Annotated in this window: 19 protein-coding genes; 4 read left to right on the top strand and 15 right to left on the bottom strand. The window is 45.9% G+C overall.

Translation table 11 applies throughout. From position 1 onward, the window contains the following. Positions 1-12 precede the first annotated feature (12 nt). Entirely contained in the window at positions 13-744 is a 732-nt protein-coding gene (locus tag MKX38_RS07000) for a DUF421 domain-containing protein (RefSeq protein WP_015252244.1), read from the bottom strand. 144 nt (positions 745-888) lie between these two features. Between MKX38_RS07000 and MKX38_RS06995 the strand changes: the two genes are divergently transcribed. After that, positions 889-1,113: a hypothetical protein gene (locus tag MKX38_RS06995; RefSeq protein ID WP_128139344.1), complete on the top strand. Its 225-nt coding sequence runs from the start codon at positions 889-891 to the stop codon at positions 1,111-1,113. A gap of 76 nt (positions 1,114-1,189) precedes the next feature. Here MKX38_RS06995 and hmpA read toward each other — a convergent pair whose 3' ends face one another. Beyond that, positions 1,190-2,389, bottom strand: coding sequence for an NO-inducible flavohemoprotein (gene hmpA, locus MKX38_RS06990; RefSeq protein ID WP_339189066.1), 1,200 nt, complete (start codon positions 2,387-2,389; stop codon positions 1,190-1,192). Positions 2,390-2,627: 238 nt separating this feature from the next. After that, positions 2,628-3,146, bottom strand: coding sequence for an acyl-CoA thioesterase (locus MKX38_RS06985; protein ID WP_003232595.1), 519 nt, complete (start codon positions 3,144-3,146; stop codon positions 2,628-2,630). A 159-nt stretch (positions 3,147-3,305) separates the two neighbouring features. On the opposite strand from MKX38_RS06985, the gene MKX38_RS06980 reads away from it, so the two are divergent. Both MKX38_RS06980 and pgl read left to right on the top strand, forming a co-directional pair. After that, positions 3,306-4,166: a dimethylarginine dimethylaminohydrolase family protein gene (locus MKX38_RS06980; protein ID WP_339189064.1), complete on the top strand. Its 861-nt coding sequence runs from the start codon at positions 3,306-3,308 to the stop codon at positions 4,164-4,166. A gap of 89 nt (positions 4,167-4,255) precedes the next feature. Next, complete coding sequence (gene pgl, locus MKX38_RS06975) at positions 4,256-5,305, top strand: 6-phosphogluconolactonase (protein WP_038428841.1); 1,050 nt, start codon at positions 4,256-4,258, stop codon at positions 5,303-5,305. Between the two features lie 44 nt (positions 5,306-5,349). Here the strand turns inward: pgl and MKX38_RS06970 are convergent, their stop codons facing one another. The 10 genes from MKX38_RS06970 to proG all read right to left on the bottom strand — a co-directional run bounded on the left by MKX38_RS06970 (position 5,350) and on the right by proG (position 15,729). Further along, a complete protein-coding gene (locus MKX38_RS06970; RefSeq protein WP_213420063.1) occupies positions 5,350-6,339 on the bottom strand; it encodes an oligopeptide/dipeptide ABC transporter ATP-binding protein in 990 nt (329 codons plus the stop codon). A 12-nt stretch (positions 6,340-6,351) separates the two neighbouring features. After that, on the bottom strand, positions 6,352-7,242 hold the full coding sequence (eepC, locus tag MKX38_RS06965; protein ID WP_167559896.1) for a gamma-D-glutamyl-L-lysine dipeptidyl-peptidase: 891 nt from the start codon (positions 7,240-7,242) through the stop codon (positions 6,352-6,354). Beyond that, complete coding sequence (gene ykfB, locus MKX38_RS06960; protein WP_167559898.1) at positions 7,239-8,339, bottom strand: L-Ala-D/L-Glu epimerase; 1,101 nt, start codon at positions 8,337-8,339, stop codon at positions 7,239-7,241. The genes eepC and ykfB overlap by 4 nt, the downstream gene beginning before the upstream one ends. Next, positions 8,336-9,295, bottom strand: coding sequence for an LD-carboxypeptidase (locus MKX38_RS06955; protein WP_160221524.1), 960 nt, complete (start codon positions 9,293-9,295; stop codon positions 8,336-8,338). The genes ykfB and MKX38_RS06955 overlap by 4 nt, the downstream gene beginning before the upstream one ends. 87 nt (positions 9,296-9,382) lie before the next feature. Then, positions 9,383-11,032 (bottom strand): dipeptide ABC transporter substrate-binding protein DppE, encoded by a 1,650-nt coding sequence (gene dppE / locus MKX38_RS06950; RefSeq protein ID WP_339189401.1) that lies wholly within the window; start codon positions 11,030-11,032, stop codon positions 9,383-9,385. Between the two features lie 2 nt (positions 11,033-11,034). Further along, positions 11,035-12,042, bottom strand: coding sequence for a dipeptide ABC transporter ATP-binding subunit DppD (gene dppD, locus MKX38_RS06945; RefSeq protein WP_032721399.1), 1,008 nt, complete (start codon positions 12,040-12,042; stop codon positions 11,035-11,037). Positions 12,043-12,046: 4 nt separating this feature from the next. Next, complete coding sequence (gene dppC, locus MKX38_RS06940) at positions 12,047-13,009, bottom strand: dipeptide ABC transporter permease DppC (protein ID WP_014476568.1); 963 nt, start codon at positions 13,007-13,009, stop codon at positions 12,047-12,049. 5 nt (positions 13,010-13,014) lie between these two features. Beyond that, positions 13,015-13,941: a dipeptide ABC transporter permease DppB gene (dppB, locus tag MKX38_RS06935; protein ID WP_003245446.1), complete on the bottom strand. Its 927-nt coding sequence runs from the start codon at positions 13,939-13,941 to the stop codon at positions 13,015-13,017. 16 nt (positions 13,942-13,957) lie between these two features. Then, positions 13,958-14,782: a D-aminopeptidase DppA gene (gene dppA / locus MKX38_RS06930; protein WP_029317684.1), complete on the bottom strand. Its 825-nt coding sequence runs from the start codon at positions 14,780-14,782 to the stop codon at positions 13,958-13,960. Between the two features lie 128 nt (positions 14,783-14,910). Next, a complete protein-coding gene (gene proG / locus MKX38_RS06925) occupies positions 14,911-15,729 on the bottom strand; it encodes a pyrroline-5-carboxylate reductase ProG (RefSeq protein ID WP_161477039.1) in 819 nt (272 codons plus the stop codon). Between the two features lie 168 nt (positions 15,730-15,897). Here proG and htrA point away from each other — a divergent pair, with 168 nt between their 5' ends. Then, the gene (htrA, locus tag MKX38_RS06920; protein ID WP_041344803.1) at positions 15,898-17,256 is read left to right on the top strand and encodes a serine protease HtrA; all 1,359 of its coding nucleotides are present in this window, start codon (positions 15,898-15,900) and stop codon (positions 17,254-17,256) included. 517 nt (positions 17,257-17,773) lie between these two features. Here htrA and MKX38_RS06915 read toward each other — a convergent pair. Together MKX38_RS06915 and MKX38_RS06910 are read right to left on the bottom strand one after the other, a co-directional pair. After that, positions 17,774-18,745, bottom strand: coding sequence for a glycosyltransferase family 2 protein (locus MKX38_RS06915; RefSeq protein WP_015715747.1), 972 nt, complete (start codon positions 18,743-18,745; stop codon positions 17,774-17,776). Positions 18,746-18,756: 11 nt separating this feature from the next. Further along, positions 18,757-20,907: a glycosyltransferase family 39 protein gene (locus tag MKX38_RS06910; RefSeq protein WP_339189058.1), complete on the bottom strand. Its 2,151-nt coding sequence runs from the start codon at positions 20,905-20,907 to the stop codon at positions 18,757-18,759. Positions 20,908-20,914: the final 7 nt, after the last annotated feature.

Raw genomic sequence — 20,914 nt, 5'->3', positions numbered from 1 at the left:
GAGAGAGCCATCTTAATTGTTATTTCCCGGTTTATATAAGTAAGGATCATGCTGCTGTTCATTAGCGGTATTTAAATCAAGAGATATATCACCGCGTGCATTCATCGTGCCAAGGGTAATCGAAGACAGCAGTTTGGGGCTGTACCCTTTTTCCTCAAGCTTCTCAAACAGCCAGGATCGGTTTTTTTGGAGATATTTCAAATTATGATCAAGGATTTCGCCATCCAGTATGAGCGGAATCGGGATAAAATTCCGTTCAGCTTCCATATTCAAATCCCGCACCTGCACCGCTCTCGCTTCCTCTTTCGGGATGACGCTTACTTCTCCCGTTTCTTCAATGATAGCAAGATCAATGTCAGCCGGGTCGGCATAGCCCTTTTCCCTCAGCTTTCCGAGCAGCTCATTAACAGTCAGCCTTTCTTTACGAAGGCCGCGTTCATCAATATCCCCGTTTCGGATTAGGACAGTCGGGCTCACGACTAGGAGCCATCGCCATTTATTAGATAAAGAGAGCTTGCTCATGATAAGATAAAGCACCAAAAAAGCACCCGCATAATAAATTGACATCGGCAGCTTGGATGTAAGGATCGGCTCACTGATAATGGTTCCGATTGCGAAGGTCAAAAGCAGGTCAAAATTGTTCATTTGTGACACAGCTTTTTTACCGGCAAGCCGAAACAAAATATATGCAATCGAAAATACGATAACTGGCTTCAGTAAAAATACCCATACCATCCATAACACCGATCTTTACCTCCATCCGCTGGTCATATTGAGCCTATTGTGCCCCGTGGCAGGCCCTCTATGCATCAGTGTCTAGGCGAACGTGCATATCGCCTGAACATAACATAATAGAAAGTGACACCGATTGGAGGCGCAATACGCAATATGAAAAATCAGAAGTCGAATGCCCTTTGGCCCTTTGATCTGCCATTGGCTCCCCAACCCGCGGGCTACCAGCAGCAAACAATCGACAGGCTGGCCGGTTTGGAGCTAAGGATGGAGCAACTAATTAGAGCGATTGAGGTAAACAATGAATTGCTGAGAACAATGCAAGAACAGCAAAACCGTGTATGCACAAATGGCGGCGGGTCTGTGATTGTCCGGATGTAGAAACCGGCGTTTGTCTACCTTCTTTAATCTCAATAAAAAACTCTTCTCTGAAAGGAGAAGAGTTTCATGTATGTGTTCAAACGGACTGCGCCAAACTTAATTGCGGACCGAATAGCTCGTAATGGATAGACTCCGTCGCTGATCCGAGCTCTGATACAAGCTTATGCATTGCCGTAATAAACGACGGTGAACCGCAAATATAGTAATCCGCATCTGTGTTGGCAATCAGTTCTTTGAGGAATTGCTGATCAATCTGTCCTTCATGAAAATGCAGATTACCTGCACGGTCTTCCTCTGTCGGCTCGCGATACACAAATGCTGTTTTAACAGCAGAATGTTTTGCTGCTTCTTCTACCTCATGGCGTAATGCATGATATTCACTGTTTTTCGCCGCATGAATGAACAGAATTTGCCGTTCAGGCTGTTTGGAAACAGATGTTTTCAGCATGCTGATCATTGGTGTAATGCCAACTCCGGCACTGATCAAAACGAGATCTTTTTGTGATGCAGGATCTAAAATAAAGTCCCCTGCCGGTGCGCTGATCTCTATTGAATCTCCCTCCTGCAGCCCATCGTGTAAGTAGGAAGACACGACACCATCCTTCTTCACGGAAATTCGATAATAGTCTTTTCCCGGCATATCAGACAGGCTGTACTGGCGGATATGCGTATATTCAGAATCAGGAATCCGCACTTTGATGCTGATATATTGCCCTGCTTGGAATTCAGGTAACGGCTTGCCGTCTTCCGTTTTCAAATAGAAGGATGTAATTTCTTTGCTTTCCCGCTCTTTTTTTGCGATAACGAATGGCTTATACTCCTTCCAGCCGCCGGCTTGCTCTTCAGCCTGTTCATACATGTCTTTTTCAATTCCGATGAACGCGTCAGCAATGACTCCGTACGCTTTTTCCCATGCCTGCATAATGTCAGGAGTTGCAGCGTCTCCCAATACATCTTTAATCGCAATCAGCAAATATTTACCGACGATTGGGTAGTGCTCAGGCTTAATTCCGATACTGCGGTGCTTGTGGCCGATTTGTTTGACAACCGGAATGATGTTTCCTAATTGGTCAATGTTTGCCGCAGCTGCAATAACGGCATTTGCCAGTGCAGTTCGCTGTGTTTTTTTCTTTTGGTTTGTTTGATTAAAAATGTTCAAAAGCTCTGGATGGTCTTGAAACATCCGATCGTAAAAACGGCCAGTGATTGTTTCTCCATGCTGTTGCAATACGGGTACAGTGCTTTTAATAATTTCGATTGTTTTGTTATCTAACATTTTATAAACAATCCTTTCGAAAAGATGTATTTAAAATATATCTTTAAAATACATGATCTTACGAATAAAAGATATATCTAAAATGAATCTTTAATAAAGTTGTCACAAAATTATCAATTTAACATGACATTTGTTGCTTTTTTATAGAATCCCCTAGCAAAAACGGACTAACCATTGTAATAATCACCATTGAAAAGTACAAAAAAACCCAAAACAACTTATGTTTTGGGTTTAACGTTCACCAAGGCTTATCAGTTCCGAGCGCATTTGCAAGCGCCTGGCTGTGTTTCTTGCGGTTCTTACGTTCATTAGCACGCTGTACAGCTGTATTATGCAGCATGATTTCTTCTTCTGTTTCCGGTACAACCCTCGGTACAGGCACCGGCTTGCCATTTGAATCTAATGCGACAAATGTCAAAAAGGATGTGGCAGCGAGTTCCCGTTCGCCAGTCATCAAATGCTCCTTAATAACTTTCACAAATACTTCCATGGAAGATGTGCCGACCCATGTCACATACGACTCTAGGCAGACAGAATCCTTTTGCCCGATCGGCTTTAAAAAATCTACAGAATCCATTGAAGCTGTTACCGTTTCACGTCTGCAATGGCGCGCCGCTGAAATAGAGGCAATGTCGTCTATGTAGCTCATTAATTTTCCGCCAAACAGCGTATTATGGTTGTTCGTGTCAAGCGGGAACACCCTGCTGGTTTTCACAACCTTTGACTCTTTACAAAATCTTGTTTCCGGTGTTTCCATACCTTTCTCCCCTTTGATGTCTGATCTTTTAGCTAAATGCACTTATATTCTCCTATTAAACAATATTCTCTTCCATTTGTCTAAAATTTAAAATGGTTTAATGATTTTCATGATGAGGGAATAATAAATGTATTCTTCACACTTTAGGAGGAAAAACAAATGGACGTATCTATCCCGAAATCTCAGCACAAAACGGTATGCCGAACGGAATACGGCACACTTCAGAAAGTGATCTTATGCAAACCTGAGCACATGAGCATAAAAGATGTTATAAACGAAACACAAAAACATTTTGAAGATGACAATATTCATGTAAAAACCGCTAACGACCAGCACAGTCGCTTAGTGGAGGCACTTAGGTCACACAACGTTGAGGTCGTCCTTTTGCCCGTTCGCGACGGACTCCCAGAACAGGTTTTTACTAGGGACATAGGATTTGTCATCGGAGAAAAAGCCTTTTTGTCAAGCATGACTGAACCGATTCGCCAAGGAGAAGAAGCCGTTATAAAAGATTTTTTTCACAGCCAAGGTATCTCTTACACCCGCATGCTTGATACGAGTATTGAAGGCGGAGACGTCATTATCGATGATGACATTGTCTATGTCGGAATCAGCCAGCGCACCGACATTTCAGCTATCGGCCAGCTGGAAGAGGCACTTCCTGAATATACGATCGTTCCAGTGAAGCTTCATGAAAAATTTTTGCATTTGGACTGCGTATTTAACATTATATCTGAAAGCGAAGCGTTAATTTATCCACAGGCCATTGAGCCAGATGCAGCCGATATGCTGGCAAAACGTTATGATCTTATTGAGGTGCCCGAGGACGAACAATTTACGCTTGGCACCAACGTCCTTTCAATCGAAAAAAAAACGATCATCAGTCTCCCTGGCAACCGCCATGTCAATCAACAGCTATCGAATAGAGGCTATCACATTATCGAAATTGACCTGTCAGAAATTATTAAATCAGGCGGCTCCTTCAGGTGCTGCACAATGCCGCTGATTCGAGGCGAATGAAGAATCTTCCCCTTTTTCATGTTTTGAACAGCTTATTTTATCAAGATACGTTAATATAGAGGTGACATCATTTTTAAGGGGGAAATCGCATGACAAAATACATAGGATATGTGGGAACATATACAAAAGGCGGAAGCGAAGGAATTTATTCATTTGAGCTTGATACTGAGAAAAAAGCACTCAGCGAGCCAAAGCTGGCCGCTAAGCTGGGCAACCCGACATATGTGGCGCCGAACAAAAACAACACCATCCTTTATTCCATCGAAAAAGCAGACGGCCAAGGCGGAGTTGCTGCCTATCAAATCGATAAAAACAGCGGCGAATTGACATTTCTGAATCATCAGTTAATTGATGGCCCTTCGCCATGCCACGTAAGCGTTGATGATCAAAATCAATTCGTACTGACTGCCAATTATCACAGCGGGAAGGTACACGTTTTTCCGGTTCAGGAAGACGGCAGCTTGCAATCACCTGTTTCAGAGGCCGCTCACACAGGAAAAGGGCCGCACGAAAGACAAGAAAAACCGCATACACACTACGCGGGGTTCACACCTGAACACAATTATGTGGTAGCGGTTGATTTAGGTATAGATAAGCTCTACACCTATAAGCTTAAAGACGGTGTGTTGACTGAATCCGGAAGCCATTCCTTCGCTCCCGGTGCAGGACCTCGCCATATCGCTTTTCATCCGAAAGAAAAATACGCTTATGTCATGACAGAATTAAGCAATGAAGTGATTGCGCTTGAATACAACCCGACAGCCGGCGAATTTAGAGAAATCCAAGTCGTTTCTGCCATCCCTGATGATTTTACAGATAACAGCCAGGGAAGCGCAATACATGTCACGCAGGACGGACGTTTTGTTTATGTCGCAAACCGCGGCCATGACAGTATCGCCGTATTTGAAGTGAATCAATATTCAGGAGAGCTGGCTTTCGTAGAAAGAGTGTCGACAGAAGGAAACTGGCCTCGTGACTTTGTATTTGACCCAACGGAAGAGTTCCTCGTTGCTTCAAATGAAGAAACAGGCAACCTTGTCTTGTTTGAAAGAGACAAAGAAACCGGCCGATTGACACTCCTCCCATCAACGGTTTCTGTCCCTTACCCGGTTTGTGTAAAGTTTTTACATCAAGTATAATCAAATGGAGTGGCTCTAGTAAAAAGGAGCCACTCTTTTTATTTTTATCTCACTTTTTCCTTCGTTTCAGCATTTCGATACAAATGGCAAGCGACAAAACGGCCGGGTTCGATTTCTTGAAGCTGGGGACGAGATTCTCCACATTCAGACATCGCCTCAGGACAGCGGGTCCGAAACACGCAGCCGCTTGGCGGATTGACCGGGCTCGGCAACTCTCCTTTTAAGAGAATACGCTCACGCTTGTCCTCCAATTCAGGATCTGGAATCGGAATCGAGGACAAAAGCGCCTTTGTATAGGGATGGAGCGGTTCACGATACAAGGTGCCGCTCTCTGTAATTTCCATCATGTGCCCTAAGTACATAACACCGATCCTGTCACTGATATGCTTCACCATCGAAAGATCATGGGCAATGAATAAAAACGTAAGCCCTTTCTCTTTTTGAAGCCGCTTCAGCAGGTTGACCACCTGCGCTTGAACAGAGACATCAAGTGCAGAAATCGGTTCGTCCGCCACGATAAATTCAGGATTCAGCGACAGTGCTCTCGCAATCCCGATCCTCTGCCTTTGCCCGCCGCTGAATTCATGCGGATAACGGCTGCTAAAATCAGGATGAAGCCCAACTGCCTCAAGCAGCTCGTCCACGACGAGAAGCCGCGCTTTATGAGTATTGTAGAGATTGTGAATCTCCATCGGCTCCAAAATAATTTCTCGAACGGTCATGCGCGGGTTAAGTGAAGCATAAGGGTCCTGAAAAATCATCTGCAGTTTGCGGTTGAAGGCAAACTGCTCTTTTTCACTCAGTGCATGAAGATTTGTGCCGCGGTATGTCACGCTTCCTTCTGTCGGCTGATAAAGGCGCATCAGCACTCTCCCCAAGGTTGATTTCCCGCACCCTGATTCCCCGACTAGCCCGAACGTTTCTCCTTCACGAATCTGAAAGGTGACCCCGTCGACGGCTTTGACTGTCCGCTTTTTCCCTGCGTCAAAATGCATTTTTAGCTGGCTGACCTCTAACAAAGGCAGTGGCGTCATTTGTCTCCCTCCTTATTCTGAAAAACAGCGGCGCACCGCACAAAGTTCTTTTTCATAGATTGTGTCTTTTAATGTAAGGATTTCGATTGATTTTCCTGTCTTTGGAGAATGAAGCATTTTCCCGCCGCCTACATACAGACCGACGTGATGAATCGCTCCTTTTCCTTCCTCATAAGCAAAAAACAGCAGGTCACCAGCCTTCATATCATCAAGCAGGACATACTCCCCCGCCTTAGCCTGATCTCCCGCATCGCGGGGGATGCTGTATCCATTCGCCTTAAATATACTGTACATAAATCCGGAGCAATCAAACCCAAACCCGCTGATCCCTCCCCATAGGTAGGGAAGGCCAAGGAAAAACGCACCCGTTTGAATGATGTCTTCAGCAGTCCCTTTCTGTTTGCTGACAGGCACTGCATCACTTTGCTTCACAAACCTTTCTCCCAAAACAGTCGAAACCTTAAAATATCCGTTTTCTTTTGCAATGAAGGGGAGAACCGTCAAAAAGCTTAATTCGATCTCCTTTTCCCCATTGCTTCTGTACAAAAAGGCAGCAGGTTTGCTGATCATCACATCGTGTTGTGTATGGATGGGCTTTGTTTTTTCCAGCTGGTTCTTTTTCATCCAGCCTGGGTATCCGCGCGGATCCTTTCGGGATGACTGGCTAGGCACGATCACAGAAACCCATTCCCCCTGTTCCGCCGTCACAAGTACCTTTTCGCCAAAGAGAACCTGAGTTTGGATTACATTGTCTGTACATAATCCAAGCCGTTCATCATACGTCATGCGCTCCAGCCAGTCTCTGATCCTTACAGTCGGTTGAAGCATGAATTGATCAGACGGACGCGGTGAATCAGGCGCTGTCCAGATGTTGGCCACTGCTGATATGACAGTGTGCATCATTGCTCTTTTCCCCCTTTCAAAAGCGCAGCCCCGGTGATTCCGAGGCCCGGTTTGCCAGGCATCGAAATCGTGCTGCCGCTATATGTTATGCCGCCTTTGAATACATCTGTTTTCAGCATCAGCGGCGCGTCAAAATCAAAGCGTGTGATGTTTCTCTTACTTGCCGCAAAATGCGCCGCGGCCGTAATGCCCAGCTTCGTTTCGATCATGCTGCCGACCATACACTCCACCCCGCAGGCCTCCGCCATGGCATTAATTTTCTCTGCTCCGCTGATGCCGCCCGCTTTCATCAATTTAATATTGATCAAGTCTGCGCTCCGTGTTTGCAGAACTTCGAACGCCTGGCGCGGTGTGAAAACACTTTCATCAGCCATAATCGGCGTATCTGTCGCATCTGTCACCTTTTTAAGCCCAGCGAGATCGTCTTTATGGACAGGCTGCTCGACAAGCTCAATGCCTAGACCCGCATCCTCCATTTTCCGAATGGCAGTTACCGCTTCCTTCGGCCTCCACCCCTGATTAGCGTCTAAACGCAGTTTCACAGCTGATCCGACACGTTTTCTGATTTCCTGGATACGGGCGATATCTGTTGCAATATCATCTTTTCCGACCTTTATTTTCAGCGTTTGAAAGCCTTGTTTGAGATAATTCTCGGCATCAGCTGCCATCTCTTCAGGTGAGTTGACACTGACGGTATAATCTGTTTCCAGCGTATCTCGATATCCGCCAAGCATTTGATAAAGCGGCAGCCCGCACATCTGCGCCCAGCCGTCGTACAGCGCCATTTCTACAGCAGCCTTCGCGCTCATATTTCCTGTAAGAAGATGCTGGATGTCGTGCAGAATGGCCTCATAGCCCACCAGGCTTTTTCCAAGCAATGCCGGCTTCAACACATGGTGGATGGCACTTTCAATGCTATCCATGCTGTCTCCTGTAATCACTAACGTCGGGGGTGCTTCTCCCCATCCGACTGCACCGCTGTCATAAGTAATCCTTACTATGACTGATTCAGCCGTATACACAGTGCGAAGCGCGGTTTTAAACGGCTTTGTCAGTGGGACAGCGATTCGGCTTGTTTCGATTCGAATGATTTTCATGTCTTCAGCGCTCCTTCTGAAACGCCTGCCTCTATTACGACTGTTTTTTCTGCTGTATTCATAGCAGCTTTCGCACCAATCGGAACGGCAATACTTGGCGAGCAGTGGCCGATTTTAAATCCTCTCAGAGCAGGCCTGCCCGCAGAAATAATATAGTCTTCCAGCACCTGCTCAAGCGAGAGAGACTTCTCTCGCTTCACCGGGACACAATTGTGAAAATCACAAACTAGAATTCCGGCCGCGTCCGTCAGCTTCCCCGCCATTTTCAGCTGATTCAGCATTCGGTCGATTTGATAAGGCTCCTCGTCAATATCTTCAATAAACAGAAGCTTTCCTCTCGTATCAATTTCAAATGGCGTGCCCAGTGTAGACGTCAGCAAAGACAGATTCCCCCCGACAAGCTCGCCTTCCGCTTTTCCAGGAACAAGCTCGGTCAGCGGAGAAAGCTCTTCTGTATAGGTGAATTCCGTCTCCTGGAAGAGCTGCTTATATGACGCTTTTGTCAGCGGGTGAACGTCGTCAAGGCCTATATCCGTGCTGAGCATCGGGCCATGGAAAGTGACAAGACCTGTGTTTTGATGAATGGCAGTATGTAAAAACGTAATATCGCTGTATCCCCAAAAGATTTTAGGGTGTTTGCGGATCAAGCTGAAATCAATGCCCGCGGCGATACGTCCTGTCCCAAAACCCCCGCATGCGCACAACACTGCTTTTACCTCCTCGTCTCTGAACATCTCATGGAGATCCGCCAGCCGCTCATCATCCTGTCCCGCTAAATAGCCGTGCTGGTTTTTCAGCGCCTTGCCCAACTTCACCTGAAGACCGAGCTCTTCTAAAAATAATAGCGCGGTGTCAAGCTTTTTTTGATCCGGCGGACTTGCGGGCGCGATCACTCCGACTGTATCACCCTTTTTCAGCGCTTTCGGCTTGTAATTCAACGAAAACACTCCTTTCATTTGCTCTGCACCCTACGTATACGTGCAAGAAAGAGAAAAAATACCGCTCCTTCGCATAAAGAAGCAGTATTTCCTCAATCACCGCCATCAGTTTTTATCTGCCCATTTTAAGTCGATATAGCCGACAGGGTGACGGACAATTCCCTTTACTTGTTCATTTTGCAGGTGAACCTGATTATAAAAATAAACCGGGATGATCGGCGCTTCATTGATGAGCAGCTCTTCAGCTTGATGCATAAGAGAGAACCGTGCTTTTTCATCGGCTTCATTTTTCGCCTGTTTGATCAGCTGATCGTATTCTTTATTGGCCCAGCCTGTGCGGTTCATCGAATTTCCCGTTTGAAAGGCTTCCAGAAAACTGATAGGGTCCGCGTAATCAGGCAAAAATGAGCTTTGAGAGAATTGGAATTTCAGCGCTTTTTGATCCTCTAAAAATACGTTCCATTCCATATTGGCCAGCTTCACATCGACTCCAAGGCTATTTTTCAATTTTTGCTGAATAGCTTCGGCAATCTTTTTATGCTCCGGCTTTGTGCTGTAAGTAAGCGTGATCGCAGGAAGCTTATTATAGTTTTCTTCCTTCATGCCCTTTTCGAGCAGCTGCTTCGCTTTGCTTTCGTTAGGCTTGATCAGGTCTCCGCCTGCTTCACGGAAATCTTTGCCGTCAGGCTGCGTAAATCCAGGCGATACAAAGGCGCGCGCCGGTTTTTCATTATTTTTCGTGACGTACTTTACAATTTCCTCTTGATCCACAGCCATCGCAAAGGCTTTTCTGATGTTTTCATTTTGAAACGGCTCCATGTTGACATTAAATCGATAGAAATAGAGACCCGCCTGGTCAACAATATTGACGTTATCCTGATCCATCAGCTGGTCGCTTAACTCTGCAGGGACATAAGCGGTATCAAGTTCCCCTGATTGAAACATCTGATAATCTGTATTTCTGTCACTGACCATCGCCCATTTCACCTTATCAAGCTTCACGGTATCTTTATCCCAATACGTGTCGCTTTTCTCCATAGTGATGCTGTCATCATGCTTCCATTCCGTCAGCTTAAACGGGCCGTTTCCGACAAATGTATCCGCCTCAGCAAACCACTTTGGATTGTCTTTATCGACCTTTTCATTTACCGGAAAATACGCAGGATTGGACACAACGCTCAGAAAATATTTTTGCGGTGCTTCCAGTGTAACTTCAAGGGTTCGATCATCCTTTGCCGTCACCTTCACATCGTCTTTTTTCCCTTTCCCGCTGTTATATGCTTCGCCGCCTTCAATAAAATAACCTAGGAATGCCGATGAAGCGCCTTTTTTCGGATCAAGCATTCGCTTCCACGCGTATTCGAAGTCTCCGGCTGTTACAGGATCTCCGTTTGTCCATTTCGCATTTTCCCGAATCGTAAATGTGTAAGTTTTTTTATCTTTCGAAACAGACCATTTCTCCGCCATTGCCGGCTCGGGCTCATGATCTTTGCCAAGACGCGTCAGCCCCTCCATGATGTTATTTAACGGCTGCCATGACACATTATTAAAGCCGATCGGCGGATCGAATGAAGTCGGTTCATTTTCATTATTTACATACAGCACCTTTTCTCCGCTGGTTTTTGCCTTATCATGACTGCCTTCTTTTCCGGCCTGTTCATTTGCTGTGCACCCAATCAGCGCAAACGAAAGTCCTAATGCAAGACCCATGCCCCATAGCTTTTTCACTCGTTTCATCCTCTTCCCCCTTTTCATGTTCAATCCTTCGCATCTCCTGACAGCACCGCATGCTCTGCTCGTTGATCCTGCAGCCAGCAGTTGACGGTGTGCGAGTCAGATCTGATCGTCTGGCCCGGGTACACCCTGTCACACACAACCATCCTGTTCGGACAGCGGGCGGCAAACGGGCAGCCCGGCGGAGGCGAAAATAAATCCGGCGGCGTTCCGTCGATCGGGATCAGCTCCGCGCCATCTAAATCCAGCCGCGGGACAGAAGCCAGCAGTCCTTTTGTATAAGGGTGCTGCGGCTGATAAAAAATATCTTTTCTCGTGCCGATTTCCGCGATTTTCCCGGCATACATGACTGCGACTCTGTCAGCTACCTGGGCAACGACCCCTAAATCATGTGTAATCAGGATGACAGACACATTCGTTTTTCTCTGAATCTCTTTAAACAGCTCTAAAATCTGTGCCTGAATGGTTACATCCAGGGCGGTGGTCGGTTCATCCGCAATTAAGATGTCAGGCTCGCAAATCAGCGCCATCGCAATGACAATCCGCTGTCTCATGCCGCCGCTGAATTGGTGGGGATATTGCTTTAGGCGCTCTTCGGGATCTGGAATACCAACCAATGACAGCATGGAAAGCACCTCTTTCCGTGCCGCTTTTTTGCTCATTTTTTTGTGGCGCAATAGCGCTTCCCCCAGCTGGTCGCCGACAGTCAGCGTAGGGTTTAACGCCGTCATCGGGTCTTGAAAAATCATAGAAATGTCGGCTCCCCTTATACCTCTCATTTCTTTGTCAGAGAGACGGCAAAGGTCTTTGTTTTTAAATAGAATGCTGCCGTCTGTCACCTTCGCCGAATAAGGCGGAAGCAGGCCCATGATGCTTTGGGAGGTAACGCTTTTGCCGCAGCCGGATTCGCCGACGATCGCAAAGGTTTCTCCTTTATACAAATCAAAGCTCACCCCTCTGACCGCCTGAACCGTCCCGCCGTAAGTCGTAAAAGACACGTGCAGATTTTGGACTGACAGAACTTTTTCCATACAGCTACCTCCTCAGCTTAGGGTCAAGCGCATCCTGCAATCCGTCCCCCAGCACATTAAACGCGTACATCGTCAGAGATATGAAAAAGGCCGGAAAAAACAGGCGCCACCAATGCCCAGATAAAATCGTGGGCAGGCCGTCATTCGCCATCACGCCCCAACTTGCAAACGGAGCCTGTATGCCGAGGCCGAGAAAGCTTAAAAATGATTCTGCGAATATGGCGGCAGGTACGGTTAATGTCATTTGTACGATGATCGCTCCCATAGTATTCGGCAGCAAATTCTTCCGGATGATGCGAAAGGTTTTCGCGCCAAAGGTTTTCGAGGCGAGTACATATTCATAATTTTTAATCTGAAGCACCTGGCCTCTTACAATTCTCGCCATGCCGACCCACCCGGTCACAGTCAGCGCCACAATAATCGTGCCCAGTCCCGGTCCCATGAGCACCATCAGCAAAATGACAACAAGCAGGTACGGCAGTCCGTACAGCACTTCGATAATCCTCATCATAATGCTGTCAATCCTGCCGCCTTTATAGCCGGCAACGCCTCCGTAAATGACACCAATCAAAAAATCAATCAGTGCTGCCATCACGCCGACAAACAACGAGATTCTCGCGCCATACCATGTTCGGGTAAACACATCCCGGCCGAGTTCATCGGTGCCGAACCAATGATCGGCTGAGGGCGGAAGATTTTGTTCTGTCAGTGATTGGCGTACGACACTATGAGGCGATAAAAAGGGCCCGATAACTGCCATGACAAAAAGAAATAAAAGAATAAAGAGTCCGGCCATCGCTAATTTATTTTTTTTCAGCCTCCTCCAGGCATCCTGCGTGTATGACAAACTCGGCCGCTTGACCGAATCTGCTTCCCGATTTTTTTCCTGATTCGAGACAAACCACTCATCAGGCACCTGATTGTGCTGTTCTGGCTGGCGTTCATCCGTTTGTACAGGGAGATTCACACGCTTCACCCTTTCTTATGCAGTTTAATGCGCGGGTCTAAGAGACCGTAGGCCAAATCGACCAAAAACAGCATGATAATCAGAATGACGCTGTAAAAAACGGTCGTTCCCATAATCACGGGATAGTCCCGCTGATTAATGCTTTCAACAAAATATTTTCCCATTCCCGGAATGGCAAAGATTTTTTCAATGACAAAGCTTCCTGTTAAGATGCTGGCGACGAGTGTGCCCAGGACGGTAATGACGGGCATGAGTGCATTTCTGAGTGCGTGTTTTACGATAATTTTGAATGGAGAAAGCCCTTTTGCTTTTGCTGTGCGGATATAATCCTGTGTCAGAACTTCGACCATGCTCGACCGTGTCAGCCTGGCAATGATCGCCATTGGCCCTACAGCAAGCGCTGCGGTCGGAAGCACCATATGAATCGGGCTTGTCCATGTCGCAGCGGGAAATAGTTTGAGATTGACAGCAAATTGCTGAATGAGCAATGTTGCCAGAATAAAATTCGGGATGGAGATGCCGAGTACTGCAAGACTCATCGCGGCATAGTCCAAAAAGCCATTGCGGCGGAGTGCAGCAATTACGCCCAGCACCAGCCCAGAAATCACAGCAATGACAATCGCTGTCATCCCAAGCTCAAAGGAAACGGGAAATCCGCGTTCCAGCATATCATTTACACTGTCCGACGGTTTTTTAATTGAAGGTCCGAAATCGAATGTAATGATGGATTTTAAGTAGAAAATGTATTGGAAAATGAGAGGATCGTCTAAGTGATAGTAGGCTTCGAGATTTTTTTGAACGGCTTCATTTGTGCCTCTCTCCTCGTTAAAAGGAGATCCGGGAATGACCTTCATGAGAACAAAAGTCAGGGTGGTAATCACCAAAATCGTAGCTGCCATTGCCCAAAAACGCTTTATCATGTATCGCGCCAAAGCCTAAAACACCCCTTTAGCAGAATGATGTCCGCATCGCAAGCTCAGTCATGACAAGCATCGCCTGATAGGCTTCAAGCATGTCCTTCGCCTGAAATTGAACGGTTGTAGTTCCCGTCTTGATTTCCGTTCCCGGCATCAGATTCGCCCATTCTGCTTGGCCATAATTGGCGAATTCAATGCTCAGAACCGGCCTGTCAGGCGGTGTGAGCGGCTTGACTTTGTCCTTGTTTTGCAGGGCAAACGCAGTTTTTTCTGTCAACAGCCGTCCGGCTTTCGCAGGCGACAAGCACTTCACTGCGGATCTTGAAATGGTTTGTTTGACTGCGGCTGTTGTCACGTTCGGGATAAGCTCTTCCGCTTCCTTTGCCGCCCGGTCATCCCCGGCTACCATTAATACCGGGACACCATAATAACCGGCAACGTATGCATTTAATCCAAGCTCACCGACAGGCCGATCGTTTATGTAAAAATGACGGACGCCGAAAATCATGCTGTGTGACATGACACCGGGGGTCGAGGCTCTCGCATGATAACCGAGAAACAAAGCGCCTGTAAACGTATCATCCAGTCCCTCCACCATTGAAAATGGTTTGACGTCACCAGAAATCAAGTCTGCTTCAGGGTGAAGCTTTTCAACCATCAGATTATTCATCTTCGAATGACTGTCATTGACCAGCACCTCGGTACACCCGCTGTTAAACGCTTCAGCAATACAGTAGTTTGCTTCTTCAGTCATGATAAGCCGTCCGCGTTCATAATTCCGCTTGCCGGAATCCACAAAGGTATCGTCCGGAAGACCCGAAATACCTTCCATATCTACTGACATGTACAATTTCATAACGCTCCTCCTTTTTTACTAAATTATGAATATTCTAACAGATTATATTAAAAAAAGAGGAAAAATGCAATATAACTGGGAAAAATCTCAATCATTCAGTGATAAAAAAAGAATCCTCTTTCAAGGATTCATGTCTGTTTACCAACCTGTTCTGTAAGCAGTTCATATTTTTTCAGGGTTCTTTCAAACACCTCATCAAAAACGTCCGGCACAGAGGCGCGTATCACCTCAGCTCCCTCTCCCGTTATTCCGCCTTTGGTTGCGACACGTTCCAGCGTCTCCTCGAAAGACATATTTTTTTCGATCAGCACCTTGCCAGTTCCGTATAGCGAATGAATCAGAAAATCAAAGGCTTCTTCTTTGGACAGGCTGCTGTTTCTGACGGCAGACAGTGCCAGCTCTTCAAAGATTGCAGCTATGAATCCCGGTGCCGAGCTCGTTAAATTGCTGGCCGCATCTAAATTCGATTCTTTGATTTCTCGTACACGGCTGAAAACCGATAACAATTCATTCAGACGTTCTTTTTTCTCTGCAGCCAGTGCTTCACTGTGAACGACAAGTGAGATGCCAGCTTCTGCTTCGGACGTAATGGCAGGAATAACACGTGAGATACCGGCTTCTGTTTCTGCCTCCAAAAGACGCAGCGGCACACCGGCAGCTATGGATACGATGTGAGTATTTCTGTTCACATACGGGTGCAGACGACGCATTATTTCGATGACATGGAGCGGCGGGACGCATATCAAAATCAATTGGCACGTATTTGCCCAATTCTCCAACGGATCAGCCGATACGTTTGGATAATCTGACATGAGTGCCCGCAGCCGCTCCCCCTTCGTTCTCGTCTCAATAAATAGCTCATTCTCTTTTATTTGTTCATGTTTCAACAGCTGTCTGGCGATCATATCCGCCATGCTGCCATATCCAATCAATCCAATCTGTTCCATCGACTCAGTCCTTTCATATACAATATGAAGTGTACCGTTTTCCGCACTTTTTCACAATTTCCCATAATCTTTTCATTTTTATCCCACAGTTATTGTTTATGATAAACTCAAGTCATAAACCTATCAATATAAATAGACATGTGAAAATAGAGAAACGGAGTGAACATGATGGATAACTATCGTGATGAAAACAGAACGAAAGGTAATGAGAATGAGGTCTTTTTAACGAAAGAGAACGATCAGAGCGCCTCCTACTCGGCCCGCAATGTCATTCATGATCAGGAGAAGAAAAAACGAGGATTCGGATGGTTCAGACCGTTGCTTGGCGGAGTGATCGGCGGCAGTCTTGCCCTTGGCATTTACACGTTTACACCGCTTGGCGACCATGATTCTCAGGACACTGCAAAACAATCATCCAGCCAGCAGCAAACGCAATCTGTTACAGCAACAAGCACCTCCTCTGAATCTAAAAAAAGCTCATCAAGCTCAAGCAGCTCATCTGCATTCAAGAGCGAGGACTCTTCTAAAATCTCAGATATGGTAGAAGACCTTTCACCAGCGATTGTCGGTATTACAAATCTTCAGGCACAATCAAACAGCTCTTTGTTCGGCTCTAGTTCTTCTGATTCCAGTGAAGATACAGAAAGCGGTTCAGGGTCAGGTGTCATTTTCAAAAAAGAGAATGGCAAGGCTTATATCATTACAAATAACCACGTCGTAGAAGGGGCATCATCACTGAAGGTATCTTTATATGACGGCACTGAGGTTACTGCAAAGCTGGTAGGCAGTGACTCGTTAACTGATTTAGCCGTCCTCCAAATCAGTGATGACCACGTCACAAAAGTGGCAAACTTCGGTGATTCATCTGATCTCAGAACAGGCGAGACCGTTATTGCGATTGGGGATCCGCTTGGAAAAGATCTGTCCCGCACAGTAACACAAGGAATTGTAAGCGGCGTGGACAGAACGGTTTCAATGTCTACATCAGCCGGCGAAACGAGCATTAACGTCATTCAGACAGACGCAGCAATTAATCCAGGTAACAGCGGCGGTCCTTTGTTAAATACAGACGGCAAAATTGTCGGCATTAACAGTATGAAAATCAGTGAGGATGATGTTGAGGGTATCGGATTCGCCATTCCAAGCAATGACGTAAAACCGATTGCTGAAGAATTGCTGTCTAAAGGACAAATTGAACGTCCATATATCGGTGTCAGCATGCTTGATCTGGAACAAGTGCCGCAAAATTACCAAGAAGGCACACTCGGCCTGTTCGGCAGCCAGCTGAATAAAGGTGTTTACATCCGTGAGGTCGCTTCAGGCTCTCCTGCTGAAAAGGCCGGATTAAAAGCAGAGGATATTATCATCGGCCTAAAAGGTAAAGAAATTGATACAGGCAGTGAATTGCGCAATATCTTATATAAAGACGCAAAGATCGGTGATACCGTTGAAGTGAAAATTCTCCGAAACGGCAAAGAAATGACGAAAAAAATTAAACTGGATCAAAAAGAAGAGAAAACTTCGTAAGACATAATGCCTCAGGCCGCAAAAGCGGTCTGAGGCTTTTTATTAGATAAAAGACCTAATTGTTCTATGAAACTTTCAGACGAGATATCCGTATATCATACAGATTGACATCACTCTCATCAGATGCTAGAAACATCGTTTGCTAGGAGGCATGAACATGAAAACCGTAGGACTGAGTATGATCTGCGCAGGATTGGCTTTTCTTTTGCTGAGCTTTCTTCTCTCTGAATCGACGTTGACGTGGGGAATTGTATTGGGTACCAGTATTCTATTAAACATAACTGGTACGGCTCTAATCATGCGTTTCTTAAAAGCCCCCCAATCTAACAGCTGACATGCAGCAAAGCCGATGACGAAATCTTTAAGTTTTGCTGTTTTTATTTCGGCATGACTGAACCGCAGTACAAGCTCACAATCTCTTCTTTACCCAATTTCCATATATCTATTAGCATCTTTTGCTTTAGATCGGGCTCAGAGCATAAAAACTCCCTGTCCATTACGGACAGGGGGTTTGAGGTTATGACATATGCTGGTCTCTATAGAGTCTTTTATTTTCAATTCCATACGATTTTTGGACAATGTAAAGCGGCCTGTCTTTGGCTTCATCGTAGATTCTGCCGATATATTCGCCGATCACGCCCAAAATCAGAAGGACAATGCCGCTGAACAGGAGCTGGATCACAATAAGTGATGACCAGCCGGTAATCGTGCTGTCTGTGAATAGTTTCAGATACAGCACGATAAACATATACAGAAATCCAGCACCTGACATTAAAATCCCCGCATAGCTTGCCAGCTTCAGCGGTTTATGTGAAAATGTCGTGATGCCGTCCATTGACAGCTTCAGCATTTTCTTGAGCGGGTACTTCGTTTCTCCGGCGAGCCTTTCATCACGTACATACTCGACCGCTGTCTGTTTGAAACCCACCCAGCTGACTAGCCCTCTGACAAATGGATTTTTTTCTTTTAATCTTTTCATTTCATCACAGACTTTTCTGTCCATGAGACGAAAATCCCCCGTATCAATCGGGATATCAATATCTGTCATACCGCTGAGAAGCCGGTAAAACATAGCCGCGGTTTGTTTTTTGAAAAAGGTTTCCCCTTTTCGTTTAGTCCGCACGGCGTACACGACCTCGTAGCCTTCCTTCCACTTTTCAATCATATCTAAAATCAGTTCAGGAGGGTCCTGCAAATCGGCGTCAATGACGACGATTGCATTCCCCTGTGCATAATCCATACCCGCCGTAATGGCGATCTGGTGTCCAAAATTCCTTGAAAAATCAATAATTTTCACTCTCGGATCGATCAGGCTATGCTCTCTTAAAATCTCAATACTGCGGTCTTTGCTGCCATCGTTGACAAAAAGCAGCTCGTAGTTTTCCTTCGTTTGATCCATGACCTCTTTTAAGCGCTGATAGGTTTCATGAATGACAAGCTCTTCATTATACACAGGTACAACAATTGAATATTGAATATGTCTGCTCATGTTTTTGCCTCCTATTCATCAGCATGTAGTTCGTATAATGTTGCTGACTGATTCATTCCGCCAGGTCCGCCCATTTTGCCGTTTTCACCTGAAGCCTTGCTGCTTGATGTATCAGCCGAATCAGTATTTTCTGTTTTTTGATCAGAACTTGATTGCCATTTTTCTGATGCTACTTCTTTTCCATTTTTCTCAACCCATTCAACAATGTCATTGTTTCCGCCTCTTCCCATTCCAGAAGCCAAGAAGTATTTCACTTTTCCTTCTTTTACAAGTTTTTTGAATTGAGTCAGTGTGATCGCCGGGTCAGAACCGCTGTATCCGCCAATAGCCATGACAGCTTTTTTCGTTTTAATGATATATGGTGCCGCTGTGTTCGAATCGGTTGTGGCGAATAGGTATTCAGCTCCGGAGTTATTCTCCTCTAGATATTTGATCAGTTTTTCATTTACAGTCGCATCAGACATTCCCATGCCTTTTCCGCTCATTGATGCGAGCTGAGGGCCTGTTTCAGGCAGTGAGCTGTTGCCTCCGTACAGAAGTGGCGTACTTGCCCAATAAATCGGCATCACCAGCAATGCGAGGAGAGCTGCAAGTGAAACATAATAACTGAACGGTTTTTGGCGCTGTTTAAACAGCAGCAAAGCAATCGCTGACAACACGCCGATAACACCTACCCCGATACTCCATCCAACACCGATTTGATCGTTGTAGTTTCTGAGAATAAACAATTCAAATCCAGTTGTCGCAATAATTGCTCCCGGCAAAAGCCATGCTTTCCAGCCTGTCTGATTGCGATACAGATGAACAAGGGCAACCCATCCCGCACCGACAAGAGCCGCAATCGGCGGTGCCAGCATGATGAGATAATAATGATGGAAAAATTCTGCGACACTGAAGAATCCGGCAATCGGTACAAGCCACGCAATCCAGAACACCGTTTCCTTCTGCTCTACAGATAATCTTCTTCTTTCTCTTGCGCCAGCGATCAGTAAGCCTGCGATTCCAAATATCGCAAATGGCAGAAGCCAGCTGATTTGATCAGATAACTCTTGTTGGAAAAGCCGCAGTGGACCAGGTGTTCCCGTTCCAAACATCCCTGAACCTGATTGCATTTTCGAACCGGTTCCTGTACCGCCTTTCCCTCCGTCTCCGCCGGGTCCGCCTTGGCCGCCATCTCCGCCGCTTGGAGGGCCTCCTTGACCGCCGCTTGGCATTTGGCCATTGGATGGAGGCGCCGCCATATTGCCATTTGAGGATTTACCATCGCTTGATGAGCTGTTGCTTGATGACTGATTAGGCGGTGCTTGAGTGTTATCAGAAGAAGACATTTCTTTTGAAGCGTCTTTGTTTGGCGCACCCTGGCCGCCGCCTGAATTTTGGCCTGTCAGCCGCTGGATTCCGTTATAGCCGAAAGCCAATTCCAAAACAGAGTTGGTTTGGCTGCTTCCGATATAAGGCCGCTTGCTTGCAGGGATATTGTCAACAATGAGCGGCCACGATAACGAAACGGCTGCTAATACGGCTAACGCACTTACCAATGAAACGATTTTTTTCTTGATTGTGGCGTTTGCCGCAATCAGATAGAACAATAAGAAAGCCGGTAAAATCATGTAAGCCTGCAGCATTTTTGTATTAAATCCTACTCCAACAACGAAAAATGCTGCTAACAGCCAGATCAGCTTTCCTTTTCTGATCGCTTTAAAGAGAAGCCATGTAGCAAGCAATAAGAAAAATACCAGTAATGCATCAACATTGTTTGTACGTGCTACAGCTACAGCAATCGGTGTACATGCCATGATGAAAGAGGCAATTCTTGCTGCTGTCTTACCGAATGTCGGTTTTATTAACAGATACATTAAAAGGACAGAACCTACACCAGCAAGTGCCTGAGGCAGGATGACGCTCCAGCCGTGCATACCGAATATAAGTGCGCTGATGGTTTGTATCTGGAACGTAATAGGCGGTTTATCAACCGTTATAAACCCCGCCGCGTCGAATGAGGCATAGAAAAAATTATGAAAGCTTTGCATCATACTTGTGACTGCAGCGGTGTAATAAGGATTCACCGTATCATCATTCCAGATGTTATAGATATTTAAGAATGCAGATGCGAGCAAAATAAGGATGAGGAAAATATCCAGCTCGCGTTTTTTCTTTTCCACGTGTTTT

The organism is Bacillus sp. FSL M8-0025 (assembly GCF_037975475.1).
Lineage (GTDB): Bacteria > Bacillota > Bacilli > Bacillales > Bacillaceae > Bacillus > Bacillus subtilis.
This window is presented reverse-complemented; position numbering and strand designations above follow the sequence as displayed.